Genomic DNA, 17,051 nt, shown 5'->3' on the forward strand with positions numbered 1-17,051 from the left:
GGGAGCGGACTTGACCAGATATGACAAACGGACACAAGCCGTGACGGGCTTGTTGTTCTTGCTGTTTATCCTCGTGGTGGCCGTTTTGAACATACTGACCCCTGATCAGGCATTCTCGGAATCGGAAAACAGGGTGCTCGAAAAGAGGCCGTCATTTTCGCTGCGATCACTGCTGGCGGGGAAGTTCACTTCTGATTACGAGACTTATATTACCGATCAATTTGCTTTCCGCGACGTTTGGATCGGGCTAAAAACGGATGCGGATCGTGTTATGGGCAAAAGTGAAAGCAACGGTGTTTATCTGGGCAAGGATGGGTACCTGATTCAACATTTCTCATCGCCGCTGGAAACAGAGGTGAATGATAGAGTTCAGGCCATCCAGTCGATTCACCAGACAACGCCTGACGTTCGCAAGTATATCATGCTAGTACCGACCGCCGCCGCGTTGCTTCGGGATAAACTGCCCGCCAACGCACCAATGGGTGACGAATATGCTGCGCTGAACCGAGTTCGTCAATCGCTTCCGTCTGGCATTCGCTTCGTTGATGTTTATCCCGCGCTGTATGCAGGACGCGAAGAAGCCATTTTTTATAAAACGGATCACCATTGGACGAGCAAAGGCGCTTATGATGCATATCGGGTGTTGTGCAAGCAGATGGGGATTGTTCCAAAAGACGAAGCTGCGTTCAACATTCGGCAGGTAACGGATGCATTCTACGGATCACTCTATTCGAAAAGCGGCTTTCGCCATCTGCAGCCTGATCGTATCGATCTATATCTGCCAAAAGAGGAAAGCAAAAAGAAGGTGGAGTACGTGGACGAAGGCCGTAGTACGGATTCCTTGTACCAGATGGACAATCTGTCCAAAAAGGATAAGTATGCGGTATTCCTGAATGGCAACCATGCACTGGTCCGAATCACAACGGACCATCCGGGTGGGAAGAAGCTGCTGGTCGTGAAAGATTCGTACGCCAATAGCCTGATTCCTTTTTTGGCCGAACACTTCGCAGAGATTGATGTCGTTGACCTTCGCTATAATGAGGAATCTGTAACAAAGCTCATACAAGATCGGCAGTTTCATGAGATGCTATTCCTTTACAACGTTAAAACGTTTTTTGAAGACACCTCTATACTGAACATCATGGAGTGAATGTAATGAAGCGATTTTTGTCTGTCCTGCTTATGTTTGCTATCGGAATGGGAATGTTGGCCGGATGCTCCAGTGACGGCGGGACTACCGAAGAACTATCGGCTGCAAAAGTGGGAGAAAAAATTCAACAAACAATAAGTTTTCAGGATATGAAACAAGGGGATCTGGAGAAACTGCAAAAGTTGTATCACATCGAGGCAGAAGAAGTGGAAGATTTCATCCTGTACACGGCCTCATCGAATGTGAAAGCGGATGAACTGGCTGTTATCAAAGTCAAAAATACAAACGACACTGAAAATATAACAGAGAAAATACAACAACGGATCGAGGCACAAACAATCAAATTTAAAGACTATCGCCCAGAGGAGTATTTTCTCATCGAAAAGCATGTATTGAAAACGAAAGGGCAGTTTGTTTTATTCGCGGTGTCGAAAGAGGTTGATCAAATAGAATCTGTGTTTGATGGAGCTCTGAAGTAAAAACATGAAAGGACCTGTCCTGAAATTGTGTATGAAGGAGCCCCAGAAATACGTTTTGATAAATAGGAAAATAAAAAGACACTCCTCGAATAATTTAGGAGTGTCTATGAAGTCCAAGATTGATGTTGGGACTATACTTACGCAATTTGTTTGAAGACAATGATCGTTCTATTTAGAGGATGGTCACATTATTGGGGGGTGGCTAGGGCAACAATAACCGCAGCCATCATCCCAGCAACAAGGGAAACAGCGTCTAGCACGTGATTGATATTGCCCATGGGATTCATATGGTTGATATCGCACCAATTGACCTTTTACTTTCTTGAATTTCTTTGATTTAGATTTCTTCTTTTTCATGAGGTACTTCCTCCTTTATAACGATCTAAGATAACTTATTAACAAAATTCACCTCCTGATTGGACGAGTGCTTGGATTTGTAAAAAAATGGACGTTAAAAACTGCAGGCGCATGTTTCAACCTGGCAAGCCTATTCTTCTTCTCACTTCTTATGTTTTAATGGAAAAAGAAGTCGAGTAGCTATGGAAGAGGGATTACATGAAGCGTCTAACGATCGGCTTGTTTGCCCATGTGGATGCGGGCAAGACTACTTTCGCCGAACAGTTGCTATACCATACGAACAGCATCCGGTCGCGGGGCCGGGTGGATCATCAAGATGCCTTTTTGGACAGCCACGATATCGAGAAGAAAAGAGGCATTACCGTGTTCGCCGATCAGGCGGTTATGCACCATAAGGGCGACGTTTATTATTTGATCGACACGCCTGGACACGTCGATTTTTCTTCCGAGATGGAGCGGGCGATCGGGGTCATGGATTACGCGATCGTGATTGTCAGTGCGGTAGAAGGTGTTCAGGGTCATACCGAGACAGTCTGGCAGTTGTTGCGCAAACATCGGATACCGACATTTTTCTTCATCAATAAAACAGATCGGATCGGTGCGGATGCCAGCAGGACGGAAGAGGAGATACGCAGTCAGTTGACTCGGGATGTCTGTTGCATCAAAGACAACTTCGCCAACGGTATGGTCAGCGAAGGGCTACGAGAAATGATGACAGAGCGGAACGACTCACTGCTGGAAGCATTTTTAGAGGAAAGGGACGATCAAGAATTCTGGCTGGGTGCCTTGCAGGAGATGATACGAGAAGGTCGACTTTTCCCTTGTACCTACGGCTCGGCACTACAGGATGATGGTGTGGTAGATTTCCTGAATCAGCTGTCCTTATTGACAACTGCATCATATGACGAGACGACTCCGTTCGGGGGGCGCATTTATAAAATTCAACACGCAGCAAACGGGTTGAGACTAACGTTCGTCAAAGCGTTGAGCGGCAAGCTGAAGGTACGGGAGCTGCTTGGCTATGAGAGCGGTGGACTTCGATACGAAGAGAAGATTACCCAAATCTTATTGTTTACTGGTAGGAAATCACACTCGGTAGAACAAGTAGCTGCCGGCGATTTGTTCGCGGTCGTGGGCTTGTCCGAGGCCGAAGCTGGACAAGGGGTGGGGCTCTACTCAGACAAGTTCGCTTATGAGACGGAGCCGACACTACAGTCCAAAGTACAGTTTGAGGAATCACTTCATGTGCAGCAAGTGCTCGGTGCGTTTCGCATTCTGAATGCGGAGGACCCGTCTCTCAATGTGGTTTGGGAAGAGAGTTTGCAAGAGATTCACATTCGCGTCATGGGAATGATCCAATTAGAAGTGCTGGAGCAGGTGGTGAAGGAACGCTTCGGTTTCGTTGTCTCTTTCGGCCAACCGGAAATCTTGTATAAAGAAACGATACAGTCTGCTGTGACGGGGTATGGACACTTCGAGCCGCTCAGGCATTACGCGGAGGTGCACCTCCTGCTTGAACCGGGAGAGCGAGGCAGCGGAATCCACTTCACTAGCGTATGTCATCCTGATGAATTGAGTTTTAACTACCAGAATCTGGTTCAGTCTCATCTCTACGAACGGGAGCATCATGGGCTATTGACAGGAATGCCGGTCACCGACATGAAAATTACACTCCTAAGAGGTCGTGCGCATAACGAACATACGCATGGGGGCGACTTTCGTGAGGCCACCTTTCGCGCGTTGCGGCAAGGGCTGGAGAAAGCGGAGAATATGCTGTTAGAACCATATTATGACTTCAAAATAAAGGTGGGAATGAACGAGATGGGGAGGGTACTCTCGGATATTCAGCGCGCCTCAGGTTCGTTCGAGCCACCGCAGATGTCGGATACGCATGCGGTCATTACGGGAAGGGTGCCCGTAGCAACATTCATGAATTACAGCACCGAATTCGCTTCTTTCACGCATGGACGAGGCAGCATCCGCTGTGTATTTGGCGGGTACGATCGCTGCCATAACGCAGAGGAAGTAATGAAAAGGAAACGCTATGAAAAGGATGCAGATCCGGTTTATACCTCCTCCTCGATCTTTTGCGCCAAAGGGGCAGGCTACTCGGTGCCGTGGGATGAGGCAGAAGCCAAGATGCATCTGCTCTAATCAGAACCGGACAGGGCTGTATCAAGAGTTTCAAGAGTTATTTTCAATACAGAGGGGCGAGCTGATTAGGCTTCGCCCTATTTACATTGGAAGCGAGAATAAATCCCACGCAATCCCTCTACATCCACAACTCGAATGGCACTGCGCTCAGATAACTCAATCAAGCCTTGCTGTCGCCATTTCTGCAAAGTCTTGTTCACCGTCATGCGAGACGTATCAATATAGCGTGCAAAAGACAACTGATCGATAGGGATATGATTACTCCCGTGCACAGTTATTAGTTTGAGCAGATAATTAGCCATCGCAAGCTCAACTGGACTGTCAGTGAACGCGATGATTTCAGCCAGGAGACGGAGCTTATAGATTTGTGAATTGGTGAAGATCACTGCCGACTGCGGGTGATCTTGGCATATGCGGGATAGGACCTCGTCGGAGAAAAAATAAATGACGGAAGGCGAAGTCGTTATGGCTGATGTGAGGTATGTGCCGTTGTAGGCGCCGTGCTCCCCAAACAACCCACCTGTGGGAATGTAATCAATAGACCTCTCATGCCCGTTCTCAGATAAGAGAGTGATCTTTACACTCCCTTTGTCTAAATAATAAAATCCTGTTCCCACCTCGCCTTGATGATAGATCGTTGTGTGTTTTCCCATTTCGATCTTCTTGCCATATAGGAGGTACGGAGTCCACTGATAGCGGAGACAGGCCATTGTAACCACCTTTCACATTGATAGGCTTACACTGTGCGAGCAGTCTGTGCCGTGAGTTGTGAATGCTTCAGCATATCTGGGCGTTTGACGATAAAGGATCGGTTTCTGATTTCAATGATGCCCTGTTCCTTCCAAGCCTTCAGGATCTTGTAGACAGTAATGCGGGTGAGGCCAGCACATTCAGCTAGCTCTTGTTGAGTGAGGGGAACCTCGTGGTTTTTAAAGTCTTCGCAAATGTTGAGGAGGAGACGAGCGATTTGCTCTTCTGAAGTCAGTGCCTTCATGTTGATGGCGGTTAGAAGAATCCGCATTTTTTGATTGATTGTTTGGGTGAAAAGAGACAAGAGTTCAGGGCGTGCCTTCAGCATTTCGAGGAATTGCAAACAGGAGAAATGGTAGACGACTGCATTCTTTACAGCAATTGCCGTGGTGAAATGAGGTTGTTGATCCATCGTTTGCAGTCCCATGATTTGACCAGGGACTACGATGTTCACCAAGCGATCTTTCCCCTTGAAGGTAGAGGTCACAATCTTCACCAATCCCTTATGAAGATAATAAAAACCTTCTCCCATCGTCTTTTGTTTATAGATTGCTGTTTTTCCTTTCACAAATTGGCGGGTGCCGTATTCTAAAAGGGTTTCCCATTTCAAATCAGTTTCAAAAGGGGATACCATCATCACCGCTCCTTTCCTCATTCATGATCTTGCCTCTTCCAATCACCCACCGAAAATTAAGTCTTAATTTTCTGAACTCGATACTCTTGATTATATGAAAATAAAAAGCTCCTTACCAATATTTCAACGTGAAAATGACGTGCATTCGAAAGAAAAACAGAAATGATGTTAAATCGTTTACATAAACTCAGTTGCTTATCAATTAGGTGAGCGGCATTTTTTTATTTTTCAGCCGTGATGTTAAGTGGGTTACATTTCTCTGAAAAGACAGACATTATAATGCGGTTTAAGAACAAAAACGGCTCAACCAACAAAAATCCACAGGGAGGAATTGTAGTGGGAATCCGCACAGGTGACCAATACATTCAGGGCTTGAGATCACGGCAACCGGAGATTTGGCTGCAAGGAAGAAAGGTGACAAATGTATGTGAGGAAGCCGTTTTTCGGCAGCCGATTCAGGAAATAGCCAAACTGTATGACATGCAGTATGACGAGAAGTACCAGGACAAGATTACCCATATTTGTCAGGAAACCGGTGAGCGTGTGAACAACGCCTTTCTCGTTGCAAAGACCCCTGAGGAATTGCGGGCGAAACGAGCCGTGTACGAAGCTTATGCGGAAGCCACTTTTGGCTTGATGGGAAGAACGCCGGATTTTCTCAATGTCGTCTTGACGTCGCTATACAGCAATGCGTCTTTTTTGGAAAGGTACAATCCGCAGTGGGCGGAAAACGTGAAAACTTATTACAAGCATGTGCGCGACCAAGACCTGTTTTTAACGCATGCGATTATCAATCCGCAAAATGACCGCAGCAAGTCCTCGCATGAACAAAACGATGTGTACACTCATTTGGGAACAGTAGAGGAGACGCCAGAAGGGCTGATTGTCAAAGGTGCGAAAATGCTCGCGACACTGGCGCCGATCACGGATGAAGTCATCATTTACTCGTTCCCTGGGTTCCAGCCAGGAGATGAGCGTTACGCCTTGGCATTCGCCATTCCGATTAACACGCCGGGCTTGCGCATCATTTGTAGAGAGCCCATGCAGGATGGAATTCGTTCCGTTTATGACCATCCGTTGGCATCTCGCTTCGAAGAAATGGATGCTGTTCTTGTCTTTCATGACGTACTCGTGCCTTGGGAGCGCTTATTCCTGTACAACAATGTAGAAGCAGCCAACCTGCTTTATCCAAAGACAGGCATCGGACAGCAGCCGGCGCACCAGTCAGGGGTGAGAGGTCTGGTGAAGCTCCAATTTGCCACAGAAGTTGCCATGCGGCTGGCAGACTCCATCGGGGTAGACATCTATCCGAATGTCCAAAACAATCTCGGGGAGCTAGCACAATCGCTGGAATCGGTCAGAGCGCTGCTGAAGACAGCTGAGCTGGAATACGAGACCTTGCCTTCGGGCGAGCTCATGCCGGGTTACATACAGCTCGAAACCATTCGTGGACTTCTTCCGAAGCTGTACCCGCGGGCGATCGAAGTCATGCAAATTATTGGAGCAGGCGGATTGCTCATGTCCCCGACAGACAGTGATATGGAGCATCCCGAGTTGGTGGAGGATATGGAAAAGTTTTATGCCGGGCGGAAGGGTATCTCCGGTACAGATCGGGTTCGCCTGTTTAAGCTCGCTTGGGACCTGTGCGGGGAAGCTTTCGGACAGCGTTTGCTGCAATACGAACGATACTATACCGGTGATCCGGTGCGCAAATTAGCGATTTTTTACAACAACTATAAGAAGTCTCATGCCTGCACGATGGTGGATGATGCGCTCAGCGTTTATTCTGCCAAATCGGCATCACAGACGGAGCAGGTTCTTTAAACAAGGTAAAACAGGGAGGGAATAGAGCATGCGGACATTGTCACCTATCCATTTGTGGAAGTTTATCGAGGATCACATCGATCAGCTCAAGCCACCGGTGAATAACAAGGTAATTTGGAAAGATGCAGAACTGATGGTCATGGTAGTGGGAGGGCCGAATAAGCGGCGAGATTTTCACATAGATCCATCCGAGGAAGTCTTTTACCAGCTCAAGGGTGATTGCTTCGTAGAAATCATGAATGAGGATGGCAGGCGTGAGATCATCACGGTAAAAGAAGGCGAAATGTTCCGTCTTCCTGCGAATGTCCCACATTCCCCACACCGGATCGCAGATACCATCGGGATCGTGATTGAGCGCAACAGAAATGAGGGAGAACTAGAGGACTTTGCTTGGTTCTGCGAAAACTGCGACCACGAAATGCATCGCGTACGGATTCAACTGACCAACATAGAGGTGCAGGTAAAAGAGGCGATCGAAGGCTTCAACAGCAATCTGGAGCTGCGTACATGCCAAAAATGCGGGCACGTCATGCCTCCGGAAGCGAGTGAGTGGAAATGCGAGTAGACTTCCATACCCACATTATTCCAGAGGATATTCCCAACCTGGCTGAACGATTTCATGGAGAGCGTTGGCCAGTTCTGCATCGCACTTGCACATGCGGGGCAACTATCATGGTCGGGGGAAAGGTCTTTCGCGAAGTGACGAATCAAGTGTGGGATCCCCAAAAACGGATCCATGACATGCAGCTAGAAGGCGTGGATATGCAGGTGTTATCACCTATTCCGGTCACGTTTTCCTACTGGGCCCCGACAGCCGAAGCGGAAGTGATGGCGCGGATTCAAAACGATTTTATCGCAGAGACGGTCAACCAACATCCGAATCATTTCCTTGGATTGGGTACCGTTCCCTTGCAAGACACGGAGGCGGCTATTCGGGAAATGGATCGCTGCATGCACGAGCTCGGCCTGAGAGGGATCGAAATCGGCACCAACGTAAACGGCAACAATCTGGACGACCCGGGTCTGATTCCTTTTTTTGAAATGTGTCAGGCATGGGATGTGCCGCTCTTCGTCCATCCATGGGAGACATTGGGCAGAGAACGGATGCCGCGGCACAACCTGATGTACACCGTCGGGATGCCAAGCGAGACAGCGCTTGCCGCAGCAAGTCTTATCTTGGGAGGCGTGATCGAGAAGTTTCCGCGCCTGAAAATCTGCTTTGCCCATGGTGGCGGCTCTTTTCCTTATATTCTGCCCAGGCTGGATCAAGGCTGGAAGGTATGGCCGCATCTGCGTCTGACCGATCAACCGCCTAGTGTGTACGCAAAACAATTCTACTTTGATTCCTTGACGTACGACCCACTGAACATCCCATACATGATGAAGCGATTTGGCGAAGATAAAATCATGATGGGCTCGGATTATCCCTTTCTGCTTCGTGAAAAACCTCCCGGGGAAGTCATCGATCACACGTTGGAACTGACGGACGGACAGAAGCGGGCGTTGCTGGGTGAAAACGCGCTTCGCTTCCTGAACATAAAGGAGATGAAAATACTGTGAAACATCAGACTGAAACACCGGAACAACGTCTACAGGCTATGGGCCTAAATCTGCCCGAACGTAGACAGCCGGCCGGTAATTATGTCGGTTGTGTCCAATCGGGCAATCTCCTCTTTCTGGCAGGCCAAGGGACAAACGAATATCGAGGGAAGCTGGGACAGGATGTCACGATAGAGGAAGGCTACCTCGCAGCCAGGCAGTGTATGCTCAATCTGCTGGCTGTTGCCAAACATGAGCTAGGGGAACTGGGGAGAGTCAAACGAGTGGTCAAAATACTCGGATTCGTTAACAGCGATCCAGCTTTCATCGATCAGCCTACAGTCATGAATGGGGCATCCGATTTGTTGGTGGAGCTATTCGGCGAGAAAGGCAGGCATGGGCGATCCGCTGTAGGGATGGCCCAGCTCCCGCTAAACAACGCCGTAGAGATAGAGATGATCTTGGAAATCAAGAATTAGGAGGATTCCCATGAGTCAGACTGCCAAGGAAAACCATGTTCGAAAAGACGCCAAGCTATTCATAGACGGTGCTTACGTGGACGCTGTTTCTGGTGAAACCTTCGATACGATCAACCCAGCGACAAATCTCAAGCTGGCGTCTGTGGCCAATGCAAGTGAGCAGGATGTAAAAAGGGCGATCGACGTGGCGCAGCGTACATTTGAGTCAGGCGTTTGGAGTGAGATGTCTGTAGATGAGCGTGCCAAGATTCTATGCAAAATGGCTGATCTGGTGATGGAGCGTGTAGATGAACTCGCTTTGGTGGAAACGCTCGATGTCGGCAAACCGATCAAAGAAAGCCGGGGCTTCGACATTCCGAGAGCGGCAGCCAATTTGCGCTTCTTTGCCGAAATGGCAAAATATATGGTCCATGAGCATTATGAAATGCGCCATTTTATGTCCTATGTCAAATATGCTCCAGCAGGTGTGACAAGTCTGATCATTCCATGGAATTTGCCCTTCATGCAGATGACCTGGAAAGCATCGGCGGCTTTAGCGGCGGGAAATACCGTTGTTGTAAAACCAGCCTCGTACACGCCTCTCTCGGCGGTGATGCTCGGAGAGATTGCCAATGAAGCAGGTCTTCCTCCAGGAGTGCTCAACATCATCACTGGTCCGGGCGGGACTGTCGGGACGGCGATGACGACGCATCCCCAAGTTCGCCGGATATCTTTTGTGGGAGAATCGAACACCGGCAGGACGGTCATGCAGAATGCCGCTTCGCATCTGATTCCGGTATCACTCGAATTGGGAGGCAAATCAGCCAATATCGTGTTTGAGGATGCCGATCTTAATGAAGCGGTAAAAGGGTCGATCGAGGCGATATTCCGCAACCAAGGCGAGATTTGTCTGGCAGGATCGCGTTTGTTGGTACAAGAAAGCGTATACGATCATTTTCTGGACAAATTTGTAGCGGCTGTTCAAAGGATCAAGGTGGGAAATCCTCTGGAATCAGAGACAGATATGGGAGCGTTGGTATCCCGCAGTCACTTGGAGACGGTGGAGCACTACATTCAGATCGGATTGGAAGAAGGAGCCAAGCTCGGTTACGGCGGAAAACGGATCTGCGGGTTGGGTGACGGCAATTTCCTGGAGCCAACCGTCCTCTATGATGTAGACAACCGAATGAGGGTGGCCCAGGAAGAGATTTTCGGTCCGGTCATCGTGATCATTCCATTTCGTACAGAAGAGGACGCTATTCGGATCGCGAATGATTCGGCTTACGGCCTGGCAGGAGTGGTTTGGACCAACGACCTGCGGCGTGCGCATCGCGTGGCTGATCGAGTGAAGTCAGGTCTTTTATGGATCAATTGCTGGTATGTGCGTGACTTGCGAACTCCGTTTGGCGGTGCCAAGGACAGCGGGATTGGCCGCGAAGGCGGGCGTCACAGCTTCGAATTCTATTCCGAGGTCAAGACAGTCACCATGAAATTATAGCGATAAGGACAACAAATCAGGGAGGGAGCCGTGTGGACATAGAAAAAATCACGCGATTCGCCGATCATTTAGCGGCGGCGAGTCGTGAAGGGGTGGGAGTAACGCCGCTCACTTTACTGGACCCGCAATTCAGCGAGATAGAGGCATACCACGTTCAATTGAAGACGATTGAACGAAAAGTGAAAGAAGGCGCGAGGATTACAGGGAAGAAAATCGGCCTGACCTCTCGGGCCATGCAGACACTGCTTGGCGTGGAACAGCCTGACTATGGACATCTATTGGACGACATGGTCGTGGAAAACAACGGAGAGCTGCCTTTCGAGCATGTCCTTTCGCCAAAGGTAGAAGCAGAAATTGCCTTCCTACTGAAGCGCGATCTGGAAGGGCCACATGTAACCACCTATGACGTCTTGATGGCAACGGAATATGTAATGCCTGCTTTGGAAATCGTGGACAGCCGTATCGCCAACTGGCAAATCAAACTAGAAGACACAGTTGCCGACAATGCATCCTCGGGCTTCTATGTGCTGGGTGGACATCCCGTGAAACCGCAAGATCTGGATCTTCCTCTGGTAGGAATGGCGCTTTATAAAAATCAGCAGCTAGTCAATACCGGTGTTGGTGCCGCGGCATTGGGCAATCCCGCATCCTGTGTGGCGTGGTTAGCGAACAAGCTGTACGAATTAGGAATTACACTCAAAGCAGGAGAAATCATCTTGTCCGGTGCGTTATCGGCAGCGGTTGAAGCTAAGCCTGGCGATGTATTTCACACACAGCTTGCTGGACTTGGTTCTGTAGGAGTCAGATTCGGCGAGAAAAAAACATGAAAGGAGTGCATGTATGAAGAAAGTAAAAGTAGCCATACTGGGGTCGGGTAACATCGGGACAGACCTGATGATCAAGCTGGGAAGGTCGCCATTTCTTGAACTGACCTCCATGGTTGGAATCGATCCTGATTCGGATGGTCTGCGTAGAGCAAAGGCAGCTGGATACTACGCATTCGACGGCGGATTACAACCGTTTTTGGAAAGCGGTGCGGATCTTGCGGATATCGTTTTTGACGCTACTTCAGCCAAAGCCCATATTCGGCATGCCAAGGCGCTCCGGGAGGCTGGAAAGTTCGCCATCGATCTGACGCCTGCTGCTGTGGGGCCCTATGTAGTACCATCTGTGAATCTCGGTGCGCATTTGAATGAAAAGAACATCAATCTCATCACATGCGGCGGCCAGGCTACTATTCCGATCGTTCATGCGATAGGGAGTGTGAGTCCGGTCAGCTACGCAGAGATCGTAGCCACTATTTCTAGTAAAAGCGCGGGACCTGGCACACGTTCCAACATCGACGAATTTACGGAGACGACCGCACATGGTATCGAAGCGATCGGTGGAGCGAAGAAAGGCAAGGCGATCATCATCCTAAATCCGGCAGAGCCGCCGATCCTGATGAGAAATACGGCCTATGCAGTTGTGGAGGAAGGTGCGGACCGACAGGAGATCGTGGAGGCTATTCACCAGACCGTTGCTTATATTCAATCGTACGTGCCTGGGTACCGCCTGCGCTCAGAGCCAATCTTTGATGAAAACAAAATCACCGTTTTTTTGGAAGTGGAAGGCGCGGGCGACTACCTCCCTACTTATTCAGGCAATCTGGATATCATGACGGCGACAGCGGTGAAGGTAGCAGAGGAATATGCCAAGCATGCTGTCGGTATCGGCACGGGTATATAGCAACGATGAAAGGAGGAATCGCAAATGACTCGTGATATTGTGATCACCGAGGTAGCGCTTCGAGATGGGAGCCATGCGATCAATCACCAGTTTACCGTGGAGCAAGTAGTCGAAGTGGCGCGTGCATTAGATGAAGCAAACGTACCGTATATCGAAGTCTCCCATGGAGATGGATTGGCTGGATCGTCCCTGCAGTATGGGCTGTCCAGGACCCCTGAACTGGAGCTGATCGAGGCTGCCGTTTCTGTTTGTAAACGAGCGAAAGTGGGCGTGCTCTTGCTGCCGGGAATTGGCACGATCAAAGATTTGAAGACGGCTGCAGCGTTAGGGGTAGGCATGGCACGAATCGCCACACATGCGACCGAAGCGGACGTCTCCGCTCAGCATATTTATCAGGCGAAAGAGCTTGGCTTGACGACAGTTGGCTTTTTGATGATGTCGCATATGGCTGCTCCGGAAAAATTGGCGGAGCAAGCTGGACTCATGCAAAGCTATGGAGCCGATGTCGTGTACATCGTTGATTCTGCTGGCGCTCTGCTACCTGATCAAGCAGGAGAACGAGTCCGGGCGTTGAAGCAATGTCTGAATATTCCCATTGGTTTCCATGCACACAACAATTTGTCTTTAGCCATGGCCAATACGCTCGTTGCCATTCAAGAGGGCGCCACCTGGATTGACGGCAGTGTTCGGTGCTTGGGTGCAGGTGCGGGCAATACACAAACCGAGGTTCTCCTTGCTGTACTGGATCGTATGGGCATTCAGACAGGCGTCGATCTGTACAAAATGATGGACCTGGCAGAGGAAATCGTGTCGCCGATTCTTCAAGTACCACAGGAAATTACCAGAGACGCTCTGGTTCTCGGATACGCGGGTGTCTATTCCAGCTTCCGGCTTCATGCCGAGCGTGCAGCCAGGAAATTCGGCATCGACTCCCGGGATATTTTAATCGAGCTGGGAAGACGAAAGGCCGTGGGGGGACAAGAAGACATGATCGTGGATGTCGCAGCGGAAATCGCCCAACTAAACAGCACTACCAAAATTAGATAGGGGGGTGACTAGCGTGCAATCGGAACTATTGTACAAACGGTTGGCGCAGAAGCTGGTGGATGCGGAGTTGAATAGAGAGGTGGTCGTGAAACTGACGGCTGAATACCCCGAGCTGACCGTGGAAGATGGATATCGTATTCAAAATGAGCTGGTCTCCCTCAAGCTTGAGCAGGGACATCGAATTTTTGCCTCTAAAATGGGTTTGACCAGTCAGGCAAAAATGAAGCAGATGAATGTGCACGAACCGATTCGGGGCTACATTTTTGACTATATGAATATCGAGGACGGCATTCTGCCGATCAATGAATTGATTCATCCCAAGGTGGAAGCGGAAATCGCCTTTGTTTTGCATGAGGATTTGGAAGGACCCGGCATCACGGAGGCTCATGTCCTGGCAGCCACTGACTATGTGGTTCCCGCACTGGAGATTATCGACAGCAGGTACGTGCAGTTCCAGTTTGCCTTGCCGGATGTTATTGCCGACAATACATCGTCTTCCCGTGTGTTTATCGGATCGACGTGGAGAAAGCCTAATGAACTTGAAATCGATTTGGTTGGTGTTACTCTTTCGATCAATGGCGAGCTCAAAGACTTGGGGGCTGGTGCGGCCGTTCTCGGTCATCCAGCCCGCTCGGTCGCGATGCTGGCGAACATGCTTGCTCGCGAAGGGCGCAAGCTGCACAAGGGAGATTTGATTTTGTCTGGGGGCATTACCGGTTCCCACCAGCTACGAGAAGGGGATGTCGTAAGCGCCAAATGGGGTGGTCTCGGAAGCATTGAGTTTGTGGTAAAGACGCGATAGATTCGTAAGGAGAAAAGCCGAGAAGAATGCGTGGGGTTATCTCGTATTCTCTCGGCTTCTTTTTACGTTGAATGGAAAACACCATTATCAATCTGGAATTTCTTCATCTGCTTCCAATGCAATTTGATACGCGTCCAATATAGATGCTGCTTCCTCGGGATCATCAATCCCCACCAAATATTGGTCTTCCCCCTCCTCGTCTACGACTCGCATAAGAATTCGATCCTTATCTGATGTTAAAAGGGCGTAGAATTTTTCGTTCATATCGAATAAAGCTTCAACTGCATACTCTTTTTCATGACCTTGCTCATCCTCAACTGTAATACGATCATCAATTTCCACGATACAAGCCCTCCTGCACTCTTAAGTCTCGCTTATTATGTACGTGGACAGATCGCTTTATTTGATTGAATTGGAGATGACATGATGAACAGTCCACAACAATCGAGGAAAGATGAAACGTTCGCACGGATGATGTCCTGGGTTGAAACCCATTATGATTGTGAAGTTTATTTTTTAGAGCAGCCTAGGCAAACAAATGGCTTTGTGGAATTTCGAAACGGAAAAAACATTATATACATATTGGCGGACAAGGAGGACATCAGCCTCGATACGTTCTCTGACATACTGGCGCATGAGGTAGGCCATGTTATCTATAATCAGCGTATGATGCGAAAGGGTTTGTCCTACAAAGAAATTGTGAAGCGGACGCAGGACAAACTGGATTGTTTTTATCAGTTGTTAATGAGAAAGGTTATTACGGTGGAAGAATACGAACGGCTTTATAGCGCTATTGAAGAAGAATGGGATAGCAATCAAGAAAAGGAGCGAATTATCCCTGAGTTACGAAAACTGGTTCATACAGAAAAGCTGCTGTCCACCTAGATAAAATTTGAATGGCTGATCTTTTGTTCCAAAAAAATGAAATATAGATGTAAGCATCTCGGTTCATTATAAAAAGCGAGGGGAATAATCACCCCTACGCTATGTAAGGTTGGTAATAGGATGCTCGACAAGGAGTTATTAGTGGACAGGCTGAAAGCAGAGGGCTTCGCCAAAAGTGCAAAGAAAGTACAGAATGAACCCGAAAATAAAAACGCTGAAATGAGAAAGGAAATCCCAGGGGTCGGCAAAAATCCTGAAAATTGATGGGATGTTTTGAACAAATACCGTGTTTTTCTGCATAACTCTCCCCATATCTAGGGGCTGGACCACGCGACAGCTTCATGTTGGCGCGTGGTGGTTTTATACATCGATAGAACCTGATGAAAGCAGAAGTCATATAGCCAGTACATAATCATCTTCTGGTAAGCGTCCGGAAACGGGGCTGGCGAGCACCTGCGATTAGCTAAGGCGAGGATGTCTGTTACCATACAGAATCTGAAGGAAGTCCGAAGCAAAAGCCCAGGGCAGGATACACTGTATCTGACGCAGGAATAATTGTATACGTTGTGTAAACACACTGATGAGCAGGAGCATAAGCCTGTTTTGAGCAACATCATGCAAGAATCTCCCTTATTTTTTTCCTACAATAAATAAAACATGAACGAAATGAGGGATATTAGTGACTCTTCTATCAATCGAAAAGCAATTTTCCCATTCCTTGAAATCCATTGCCCGAAATTTAAAGTTTAAGGCGTACATTCAACAATCCTCGGAACTGAATCGGATATTCAAGGGTGCAGCTAAGCGATTTGTAACAGGTGATTATAGAGAAGATGGGGTATCGGTTGGTAATCAACTAATACAGAAGGGATACCGTATTTCTCTGGAATTCATCGGAGAAAACACAATAAACAAAGAAGAATGCTTACAGGCCAAAGATGAATTTATAGCATTGATAAAAGAATGTGGAGATCGTAGACTAAATGCTCGGATTTCTTTTGATTTATCTCATATTGGTTTATCGATAGAGCCTGAGCTTGCTTATCAAAACTTGATGGAAATGGCGAAAGAAGCACAATCCCATGGCCTTTCTCTAATGATTAGTATGGAGGAATCAGCTAAAACAGATCCGATCCTTGCCATATATAAAAAAGTCTCTGCGGACTATTCCAACGTAGGGATTACGCTGCAAGCACAATTGCATCGAACAGTTGAAGATCTTAATGAATTACTTCATTATCCCGGGGCAATTAGGATTGTGAAAGGAGCGTATCAAGAGCCGTCAGATATTTGTACTCCTCGTTCTGAAAAGCTGGATCAACGTTATCTTGAATTGGTGGAGATATGTGTGAAAGCCGGTCACCAAATATCAATTGCTTCTCATGATAATGCTATATATGAACAAGTCATCGAGCGTGGGTTTTTACGACATCCGTATGTGGAAGCAGAAATGCTTTATGGAATTCGCCCCGAATATTGCAAAAAACTTAAAGAAGATGGACTGCCTGTTCGGGTTTATCTTACCTATGGTGTAGAGTGGTACTTATACCTTTGTCATAGAATAGCTGAATATCCGCCAAATATTTACTCTGCCATTACAGATATGATTTGTAGAGAGCGAGAGTATTCCCAACTTTATTGAAACTTTACTGGAGATTTAAAAGTTGAAGCGTGTAACTTTGAAGCGTTCAACGAATCCCTAATCCAGTCATAAATCTGTGTGTTATGTTCTCACTAATTTTGGAA

At 48.0% G+C, this 17,051-nt stretch carries 17 protein-coding genes; 14 read left to right on the forward strand and 3 right to left on the reverse strand.

Annotated features, from left to right (window positions below; genetic code table 11):
* Positions 1–10: 10 nt before the first annotated feature.
* From C7R91_RS04120 to C7R91_RS04130, 3 genes are all read left to right on the forward strand, one after another.
* Positions 11–1,150 carry a DHHW family protein gene (locus tag C7R91_RS04120; RefSeq protein ID WP_047069424.1) on the forward strand — a complete coding sequence of 380 codons (1,140 nt, stop codon included), beginning with the start codon at positions 11–13 and terminating at the stop codon, positions 1,148–1,150.
* A 5-nt stretch (positions 1,151–1,155) separates the two neighbouring features.
* Positions 1,156–1,629, forward strand: a complete 474-nt coding sequence (locus C7R91_RS04125; protein WP_047069425.1) for a DUF4358 domain-containing protein — start codon at positions 1,156–1,158, stop codon at positions 1,627–1,629.
* Positions 1,630–2,184: 555 nt separating this feature from the next.
* Positions 2,185–4,140, forward strand: coding sequence for a GTP-binding protein (locus C7R91_RS04130; RefSeq protein ID WP_047069426.1), 1,956 nt, complete (start codon positions 2,185–2,187; stop codon positions 4,138–4,140).
* Positions 4,141–4,217: 77 nt separating this feature from the next.
* Here C7R91_RS04130 and C7R91_RS04135 read toward each other — a convergent pair whose 3' ends face one another.
* Complete coding sequence (locus C7R91_RS04135; protein ID WP_047069427.1) at positions 4,218–4,850, reverse strand: Crp/Fnr family transcriptional regulator; 633 nt, start codon at positions 4,848–4,850, stop codon at positions 4,218–4,220.
* A 26-nt stretch (positions 4,851–4,876) separates the two neighbouring features.
* Positions 4,877–5,524 (reverse strand): Crp/Fnr family transcriptional regulator, encoded by a 648-nt coding sequence (locus tag C7R91_RS04140; RefSeq protein WP_047069528.1) that lies wholly within the window; start codon positions 5,522–5,524, stop codon positions 4,877–4,879.
* A gap of 336 nt (positions 5,525–5,860) precedes the next feature.
* Between C7R91_RS04140 and C7R91_RS04145 the strand changes: the two genes are divergently transcribed.
* The 9 genes from C7R91_RS04145 to C7R91_RS04185 are packed head-to-tail and all read left to right on the forward strand — an operon-like array spanning position 5,861 to position 14,420.
* Complete coding sequence (locus tag C7R91_RS04145) at positions 5,861–7,348, forward strand: 4-hydroxyphenylacetate 3-hydroxylase family protein (RefSeq protein WP_047069428.1); 1,488 nt, start codon at positions 5,861–5,863, stop codon at positions 7,346–7,348.
* A 28-nt stretch (positions 7,349–7,376) separates the two neighbouring features.
* Positions 7,377–7,913: a 3-hydroxyanthranilate 3,4-dioxygenase gene (locus C7R91_RS04150; protein ID WP_047069429.1), complete on the forward strand. Its 537-nt coding sequence runs from the start codon at positions 7,377–7,379 to the stop codon at positions 7,911–7,913.
* The gene (locus C7R91_RS04155; protein WP_047069529.1) at positions 7,904–8,908 is read left to right on the forward strand and encodes an amidohydrolase family protein; all 1,005 of its coding nucleotides are present in this window, start codon (positions 7,904–7,906) and stop codon (positions 8,906–8,908) included. Before C7R91_RS04150 ends, C7R91_RS04155 begins: the two co-directional genes overlap by 10 nt.
* Entirely contained in the window at positions 8,905–9,366 is a 462-nt protein-coding gene (locus tag C7R91_RS04160) for a RidA family protein (RefSeq protein ID WP_047069430.1), read from the forward strand. The genes C7R91_RS04155 and C7R91_RS04160 overlap by 4 nt, the downstream gene beginning before the upstream one ends.
* 10 nt (positions 9,367–9,376) lie before the next feature.
* Complete coding sequence (locus tag C7R91_RS04165) at positions 9,377–10,843, forward strand: aldehyde dehydrogenase (RefSeq protein WP_047069431.1); 1,467 nt, start codon at positions 9,377–9,379, stop codon at positions 10,841–10,843.
* A 32-nt stretch (positions 10,844–10,875) separates the two neighbouring features.
* Complete coding sequence (locus C7R91_RS04170) at positions 10,876–11,670, forward strand: 2-keto-4-pentenoate hydratase (protein WP_047069432.1); 795 nt, start codon at positions 10,876–10,878, stop codon at positions 11,668–11,670.
* A gap of 13 nt (positions 11,671–11,683) precedes the next feature.
* Positions 11,684–12,571 (forward strand): acetaldehyde dehydrogenase (acetylating), encoded by an 888-nt coding sequence (locus C7R91_RS04175; RefSeq protein WP_047069433.1) that lies wholly within the window; start codon positions 11,684–11,686, stop codon positions 12,569–12,571.
* Positions 12,572–12,595: 24 nt separating this feature from the next.
* A complete protein-coding gene (gene dmpG, locus C7R91_RS04180; RefSeq protein ID WP_047069434.1) occupies positions 12,596–13,618 on the forward strand; it encodes a 4-hydroxy-2-oxovalerate aldolase in 1,023 nt (340 codons plus the stop codon).
* A 13-nt stretch (positions 13,619–13,631) separates the two neighbouring features.
* Entirely contained in the window at positions 13,632–14,420 is a 789-nt protein-coding gene (locus C7R91_RS04185; protein WP_047069435.1) for a 2-keto-4-pentenoate hydratase, read from the forward strand.
* Between the two features lie 87 nt (positions 14,421–14,507).
* Here C7R91_RS04185 and C7R91_RS04190 read toward each other — a convergent pair whose 3' ends face one another.
* On the reverse strand, positions 14,508–14,762 hold the full coding sequence (locus C7R91_RS04190; protein ID WP_236697843.1) for a DUF1292 domain-containing protein: 255 nt from the start codon (positions 14,760–14,762) through the stop codon (positions 14,508–14,510).
* 84 nt (positions 14,763–14,846) lie between these two features.
* On the opposite strand from C7R91_RS04190, the gene C7R91_RS04195 reads away from it, so the two are divergent.
* Positions 14,847–15,305 carry a hypothetical protein gene (locus C7R91_RS04195; RefSeq protein ID WP_047069437.1) on the forward strand — a complete coding sequence of 153 codons (459 nt, stop codon included), beginning with the start codon at positions 14,847–14,849 and terminating at the stop codon, positions 15,303–15,305.
* Positions 15,306–15,984: 679 nt separating this feature from the next.
* Positions 15,985–16,947: a proline dehydrogenase family protein gene (locus C7R91_RS04200; protein WP_047069438.1), complete on the forward strand. Its 963-nt coding sequence runs from the start codon at positions 15,985–15,987 to the stop codon at positions 16,945–16,947.
* The last annotated feature ends 104 nt before the right edge of the window (positions 16,948–17,051 follow it).

The organism is Brevibacillus formosus (genome assembly GCF_003013405.1).
Classification (GTDB): domain Bacteria; phylum Bacillota; class Bacilli; order Brevibacillales; family Brevibacillaceae; genus Brevibacillus; species Brevibacillus formosus.